The organism is Nostoc flagelliforme FACHB-838, from assembly GCF_014698065.1.
Taxonomy (GTDB): domain Bacteria; phylum Cyanobacteriota; class Cyanobacteriia; order Cyanobacteriales; family Nostocaceae; genus Nostoc; species Nostoc flagelliforme_B.
Map to the genome: position 1 here is coordinate 1 of NZ_JACJSI010000354.1, position 5,981 is coordinate 5,981.

General features: G+C 41.5%; 4 protein-coding genes. 2 read left to right on the forward strand and 2 right to left on the reverse strand.

Annotated features, from left to right (window positions below; translation table 11 throughout):
- Positions 1 to 1,292 (reverse strand): AAA family ATPase (locus tag H6G97_RS43480; protein ID WP_242056005.1); only part of this gene is annotated, 1,292 nt, incomplete at its 3' end.
- A gap of 107 nt (positions 1,293 to 1,399) precedes the next feature.
- Positions 1,400 to 3,106, reverse strand: coding sequence for a MobV family relaxase (mobV, locus tag H6G97_RS43490; protein ID WP_190946711.1), 1,707 nt, complete (start codon positions 3,104 to 3,106; stop codon positions 1,400 to 1,402).
- Between the two features lie 1,077 nt (positions 3,107 to 4,183).
- On the opposite strand from mobV, the gene H6G97_RS43495 reads away from it, so the two are divergent.
- Together H6G97_RS43495 and H6G97_RS43500 are read left to right on the forward strand one after the other, a co-directional pair.
- On the forward strand, positions 4,184 to 4,687 hold the full coding sequence (locus H6G97_RS43495; RefSeq protein WP_190946712.1) for a hypothetical protein: 504 nt from the start codon (positions 4,184 to 4,186) through the stop codon (positions 4,685 to 4,687).
- Complete coding sequence (locus H6G97_RS43500) at positions 4,680 to 5,909, forward strand: ParM/StbA family protein (protein ID WP_190946713.1); 1,230 nt, start codon at positions 4,680 to 4,682, stop codon at positions 5,907 to 5,909. Before H6G97_RS43495 ends, H6G97_RS43500 begins: the two co-directional genes overlap by 8 nt.
- The last annotated feature ends 72 nt before the right edge of the window (positions 5,910 to 5,981 follow it).

The window sequence follows — 5,981 nt, forward strand, 5'->3', positions numbered from 1 at the left end:
CATTGAATATTGTTAGCCGAAGCGATAATTAAAACCTCACTAGTACGTTCTTGCATCCAGGTCAAAAGCATACCAGCGAGGCGTTTGGATAAATCATCATCCCCGGCGAATCCTTTGTCGAAGTCGTCCAAATACAGGATTACACGGTTAATTCGGTCTACGAGTGCGAGTAAATTCTTGAGCTTATATTCAGCCAAATTACCGTAACTGCGAAAACTACCCCACTCCAAAATAATCAGAGGTAGCCCCAATTGTGCAGAACTTGCTTTAGCCGAGTAAGATTTTCCTGTTCCCGGTGGGCCGATTAGTAAAATCCCCTTGGGTAAGCGCAGATTATAGGCTTTCGCCAATGAGGATAGAAGGCGCTTATAAGTTTTAAACGCTTGCTGGATCAGTTCTAAACCACCGATGGGTGTGCTTGGAGGTTGAAGGAACTGAATATTATAAATTCGCTTAAACAGTTCGATTTTGTAAGCGGACAGTTTTTCTACTAGCTCATCCGGTTTAATTTCACCAGGAGCGCTTGCCTGTCTAATTCCATAGTCAATGTCTGTCAAGTACATCCCCAACCCGGCGATCGCCGTCGCATGAATATCGCCATAACTATAACTAGGTAATACTTGGGCTAAGTAACTGCTTATTTCCTCTATAGCTGGCAGTTGTTGAATGACTGTCGGAACTTCGGGGGCAATGTCAGATGACACAGTGGCGTTTGACCCTAAGAGAATCGCTGTCTTGTTGCAAGAGTGATTGTACAGCTTCAGGTTAATCAGGGCTGACTTAATCCACTCGGAAGTCAGAAAGAAATCGGGGTCAGTGGTAGACTCTCCCAGCCAGGGGAATATACCTTCTAGTATCAGGATTCCTGATAAATCAGTAGTTTTCCAGAATCGGAGAATTTCAAAGTAATGTTCGCGCCTGCTTTTAGCGATCGCCTGATACTGGTCAACTCTTTGTAAATTTAATCCCCCCTCCTTAGTAGTCTGCCAACCCAAAGATGCTAGGTGAGGGCTGGGGAAAGGGGCTGGGGAAAGGGGTAAAGGATTTAAAACCTTTCCCCCTTTCCCTTTCCCCTTTAAAGAGCCAAGTTCACTTGGCGAACTATTCGTGGATAACTGGTGTAGCGCATCATCCTCCAGCGTCCACAGGTAACAGTTAATATTGTATTGCTGGCATTCACTAGCGAGATTTGTCAAAAGTTTGACTCTCTCTTGCAATGGAGACTCGACAGCAATCAGCTTATTGTTAAGCTTAATTAATCTAAATACTTGCTTGATTAACTCATTATTCATTAGGGCCTTAGTTAAATTTCACCCCAATATTATTGATAGCTAAAACTCTTTACTAGCTACTTTGGTACTGAAAAAATCGGTACTAAAGTAGCTTGACTTTTTTGCAACTATAGCTCTAATTCCTCGTGTTTTTGTTGTGAATAACGTTGTTGCAATTGATGGGAGAAATTGATTAACTGCGTATTCCAATCCCGACTTTCGCACTTGAGTTGAGTCGAGTGTGGCAGTAGTTCTTTAACAACCCGTGCCGCAGTTGATTGAGTAAAAGCTACCTGTACACAAGGAACATTACGTAATCTTTCGACAGGTAAATTTAAAGTGTCATCCGCTGCCATGTAAACTGTTCTGTTTTCTGGTATTCCTTTAAAGAGATATTCCAGCATGGCTACTGAAATGGCATCAATGGGAGAGCAAGACAGTACGACAGTATTAGTTTGTTCGCTAGGCTTTTTCCCCAAAGTAAAGTAAAACCAGCTATCACGGCGAATTGTACCTAACTCATAACCAGAGAATTTATTAGCTGCCCCTTCTAAAAATGCTCCTTTGGTCTTTCCGTTGAGATCCCGCATCACAAAAACTACATTTGCTTTTGAGTCGGCATAAACTAGCCCTTGGTTATGTAACATTTGTACGCAATCAGAGGGTATGCCTCGTTTCTGGGTTAGGTAATGTTCTACTTGCTGCCACTGTTTTTTATCCTCAACCGGTGGAGTGAATTGCGGTACTGGTTGAGTTTGGATAATGTCAACCGCAACTTTTTGAGCATGAGCGATCGCTGCGCGTTTTGCGCCGGCTTCACCAAATCGCTCCCCGATCCATGCGATCGCTTGGACTTGATTGCATTGATTAACGTGCTTGACCAAATCAATTGCATGATTACCTTCAAAATGAGAACCGGGAGCAAGACCGCTAAATTTAGAGCCATCTATATTAATGGTGTGGTTTCCTCCTACCCATTCATTCCCTTTACGCCACAGTCCCAACTCCCAAGCAACATCATGTAAAGCTAAATCAGTTGACCATTCGGTAAGTTTTTTTATTGATCGATTGTCTTGTTCTAATTGTGCAATTCGTCGCCGTAACTGTTCATTTTCAAGTGAAAGAGCTTTGGCTGTAGCTTCCATTTCCTGTTTTCGTTGATTCGCCCTGTCTCGGTCGCTAGCTTTGGCCTTCAATTGCGCCGCACTTAGCTCATCAACTTCTAAGTCACGCCCCTCCTCCACAATGCGGTAAAAATCTTTGATGTCCTGGTGCTTTGCTCTGCTTCCCTTGATACCGCGCTCTAATTCAATTAGCCGCATCGTGTTGTAGTACGAATCCTGAAATTCATGAATTTTCTGCCGCCCGTCAAAGAAATGATTGCACCGTAGCTGTCCTTGATCATCAAGGGGGACAAAATAAGCGTGAATATGGGGGGTGGCTTCGTCCAGGTGTAACTCGGCGCGGACAATGCGATTGCCATATTCATCCGCTAACCACTGATGAGTCGCTTCCACCCAGTCATCCAGCTTTTGGGGTTCATAGTAATCGGCTTGAGTGGGGCAGTTGGGACGGAAATAACTGGGCGATGCACTCAACAGTAACTCCACGCAGTACACCGCATCAGTGCGAATCTTCCGCTTCTGCTCATGCTCGGCAATTTTGGCTAGTACCAAATCCTCTAATCGTTCCTCTAGGTCGAGGCTACCGATGAACCGAATATTTTTTTGAGTGGGATCTGCATTAGGGGTTTCTCTTTCTCGTGCAGTGTGAGATGCACTCCCTGATATATTACCCCGCTTTAATTTTTTTAATCGCGCGATCGCGTATGCCATTTTTTATCTACACTAAAATTTGGAAATACAAGTTTTTGGGCTGACTGACTGAGAAACAAATATCACTCAAGTTATCGCTGTTTTTTCTCGATTTTACGCCATTTTTCCAGCCAAATCGCTCAAATGCGGAAATGGGCAAAAAACCGTAGTAAGTACGACTATTCTAAGCCGCTCTACAGCATTTCTGGGGCAATTCTCCCGCTATCCCCAAGATTCCCTTAGTAGCATAGTCACTCTTGACACAATTTTAACCTAAGTAGGGAACATCTGACTTTCTGTGAATTGGACTAAAAAACCACGCAATAGCAAGGCTTTCGGGCTATTTTACTGTCAATAAGTCTTGATTAATGAGAATTAATAGGCTGCTCACAGAATTTTTTGAGAATTACTCAAGAATAAAACGGTTGACAACAGAATTTTTTAGCAGTCCCTCGAAGTTAATCAGCGCTAAATTGTAATTTTTAGTAGTGTTTCGTAGCACAAACAGAAAAAAACTGTTTTTTTGAAGTATAAAAACAATACTTTTGTAGTACGCATTCTCAATAAGCTTAAAATTATTGAGAATGCAGCAAACCGGAAAAATCACCTCAAAGCTTTCTGGAGTAGATATTAGAGGGCAATTTTTCAAAAAAGCGATGTGCAAAATAGCAGACATTTTGTACCTGTTTGTCAACATTTGATGACAGCTATAGCAGTTAAAGGCGTGTATAAGCGGTGCAAAACAGCAGACATTTTGTACATAAATAGGGGTTTTAGGTGCAAAATGTCTGCTATTTGTAACTGTGATTAGTAATACATTTTGACCACGTAAAAGCGAATTAAACTCCGGTAAATTAGTGGGGATTAAAAAAATGAGGGTCTTAGTGAAGGATTAGAAGAAAAAATGCGGCGTTGTATGTGCATCCATTCTTAAGTAAATACTTTATTTAGGCGGACAACATAAATTTCAAAAGCAAGGATATTAAATTTAGTTAAGTCAGGCAGTATCAAAATAAAAATAAAAAAACTGGGCGATAAAAATTAGTGTAATAATTTTAAGAAAGCGCGTTACGCTAATCAGAATTTTAGTCAAAAAAAATGAATGATTCTAGATATAGAGTAGTGTCATTTAGAAGACCGAGTGACAGTGCAGATGCAGAAGTAATTGATTACTTGAGGTCAAAGCCTTTAAATTTGAAGGAAGATTATTCGGAAACAATTACATCGACACTAAAAAAACACTGGCTACCTCTAGCCTTGTTTTCTTCGGGGCTGAGGGGAGAAGAATTAAGACAGATTGGCATTTGGGCAATTAGTCAACTAGAAGCACAAATTAGTATGATTCGGAGAACTTGCGGGATAGCACCAGACCCACTAGTGGTGACATCAAATATATCAATGCAAGCATCAAACATAGTGGCATCAGATAGTCTATCTGTCTTAGGGGTTACTTCGGGAAATGGACAAATAAGTTCTACTGATGAGGAAGATGAAGAAGATGACGATGACAATGAATTTCTTGACTCGCAAAACTATCAAGAGATGACCGACATTAAGCGGATGTTTGGCTGGGACAACCAGAACGGGGGTAAAGATGAATAAAAAGAATAATTCTAAAGACTACACAAAAGTTGCGATAACAATTGATTTAGGGACAAGTTTCCAGAAGGGGATAGCACAGATTTATCCAGATGGTGTTCCAATAGTTTTAGCAATGGAACCAGAAATAGCGGATTTAGGGGTAGAGTCAATAGAATATTTGTCAAATCAACTCGTACAAGATACGACGGTATGGATAGGAATTGGCGAAGAATATTATGTCCTGGGAGCATTAGCCAAAAGTATGTTCGCGGGGACATCAGCTATTAGAGATTTGAAGTATCAATATGCCTTACCGAAAGTAGCAGCTATGTTATGGTTGGCAATTCGGCGGCTGGGAGTGAAAAACCCAGATATAGAGCTATATGTACATTTGTTGTTGCCAGTGGGAGAAGCGTCGGATGGGCAAACGCTCAGAGCAAAACTAGCACAGAACTTAAAAACAGGAATAATCACGCCAACAGGGAGGTTAAAAGCGAAATTACGTAGCTTTGATGTCAGTCCAGAAGGGGCGGGTATAATGGCATATCGCAGTCGCAACGTCAACATTAACTATTTCCAAAAAAGTATAGGAATGCTGATGTTAGGCTATCGTAATGCCAGTTTTATTTTGTCGCACAAGGGGAATGCAATAAAAGCTGAATCTACAGATTTAGGGATGAATTGGGTGGTACATCAGTTTGTAGAACGTACTGCTGTAGGTTTATCAAAAGATGACTTACGCCTAATTTCAGCCTTAGCCGAAACCACGAATAACAATTTTGATGCACTGCGGTTTCTATCGCGCAAAACCAGAATCGAAGAAATGAATGCTGATGTAGAGTTGTTTTGTCGGATTTTACCGATAGTTCGCAAAGAGTACTGCCGTGCTTTATGGCGCTGGTTGAGAAATATTGCTCTTATGGATGAAATCTTAGTTTGTGGTGGGACAGCATCCTTTATACGCCAAGAGCTAACCGAACATTTTGATGGTGAAGGCATCCCCATTTGTTGGAATGGCGGAATGGAACTACCCAAATATTTAGACACAATGGGATTAGGCGATAGGATAGCCGATGCTTGGGCATCCCATATTAGCCATATCAAGTTTTTGGATCATGAATTGAGCTATGACCGCCAAGACAAACCCCTAGTTCCTGATTATTATGTTCAACCATTCAAGAGTTCTAAACCAGACATGGAGATTTGGCAAAGGAACGGTTATATCACTACTAGTCAAAAATAGGGTGTTGGGGGTAGGGTGTTGGGTGTTGTGAAGACGGCATTGACCGTAGCTCTGGAACTCCGACCAATGCAA